The organism is Aliterella sp. E5.1 (genome assembly GCF_057473825.1).
In genome coordinates this window covers 1-1,225 of record NZ_JBYCCV010000453.1, presented here as the reverse complement: position 1 = coordinate 1,225, position 1,225 = coordinate 1, and the positions used below count along the sequence as shown (strand labels likewise).

The window sequence follows — 1,225 nt, the reverse complement described above, 5'->3', positions numbered from 1 at the left end:
TTAAACGATTGAAGAATGTTTGGTCAATTCTGAATCGACCCTTTTACTTACAGAGCGGAATTTTAGGTGCTGTTGCTGCTCTTGCAGTGGGGTTTTTCTATCATGTTGCGACTGAGACTGCACCAATTGTATCGTCTAGCCAAACTGCCGATAGTACATCACCAGCATTGTCATCCAAGCCTGAGTATGTTCGTCCAACTAGTGCGGATAACGGTATTCCATTTCCTGCTGTATCAGGCTACATTGACGGTTATCCGGTTCAGTCAACAAATGGCTACTCAACTGTAACTATTGACAACTCACAAAATGAATCAGATATATTTGGGAAGCTATTTACATTAAACACTAACCCTCCAGCCCCAGTAAGAGTATTTTTTATTCGCGCTCGCGAGACATTCACAGTTGAAAACGTTAGGGCTGGCAATTACGATGTCAGGTATCGCGACCTTAATTCTGGAGAGTTTTTTCGCACAGATCAGTTTAATCTTGAAGAAGTTGAAACTCTAGGAGGAGTCCAGTTCAGTCAAATTACATTGACCCTTTACAAAGTACGTGGTGGTAACATGCAAACCCATAAAATTTCGGAAAATGAGTTTTGAGTCGGCAGATAGCTGGCAAACTGACGTACCTAGAATTGCTAATTTTCGACCCTTTTAGTAAGGTTTTAAAAGGGATTTTGAGATAAATCCGTCAAGGTCTAGCATTTTTATCTCTCATATTTTTTAAATACATCTTGATGAACAAGCTGAAAAGCTATTCTCATCTGTCAATGTAGTATGTACGTATTTGCTAAATGCAGCTTTGCGATAGCGAATGGAGAAGTTTAATGCAAATTACAATTGATCTACCTCCAGACCTTGAACAAGACCTCATCCGTCAAGCGGCCCAAGCGAATGTTCCGCTCCAAACACTTGTCCTTCAAGCATTACGTCAGTTAAGCCAAAAACCTCATGGCACAGTCTCTCAGTGGCCGGATATTGTCCTCTCCTATAGCGGATCTGACTTCCCTGCTTTTGAGTCCTACCGTGATGACCTCCTCCTGCCTTGTGAACCAGAATTATTTTGATGCGGTATTTACTCGATACCTGCGTCATCAGCGACTTCGTTAAAGGTGAACCTGGAACTCAGATCAGGCTCAAGCAAACGCCACCTAACGATATTGCCGTTTCTAGCATTACAGTCATGGAGTTGCGCTACGGTTTGGCACTCAATCCTCAACGCGCCC

Annotated in this window: 2 protein-coding genes and 1 pseudogene; all 3 read left to right on the top strand. The window is 42.6% G+C overall.

Annotation, left to right across the window (positions count from 1 at the left end; all coding sequences use genetic code 11):
• A pseudogene (locus AC2VE5_RS28175) lies at positions 1 to 599 on the top strand (J domain-containing protein); the annotation flags it as partial.
• 227 nt (positions 600 to 826) lie between these two features.
• On the top strand, positions 827 to 1,066 hold the full coding sequence (locus tag AC2VE5_RS28170; protein WP_486890800.1) for a hypothetical protein: 240 nt from the start codon (positions 827 to 829) through the stop codon (positions 1,064 to 1,066).
• A partial coding sequence (locus AC2VE5_RS28165) for a PIN domain-containing protein (RefSeq protein ID WP_486890802.1) occupies positions 1,066 to 1,225 on the top strand: 160 nt, incomplete at its 3' end. The genes AC2VE5_RS28170 and AC2VE5_RS28165, both read left to right, overlap by 1 nt.

Coding starts and splice junctions, on each gene's coding strand:
- AC2VE5_RS28170 (WP_486890800.1), top strand. CDS start 827: ATGCAAATTACAATTGATCTACCTCCAGACCTTGAACAAGACCTCATC.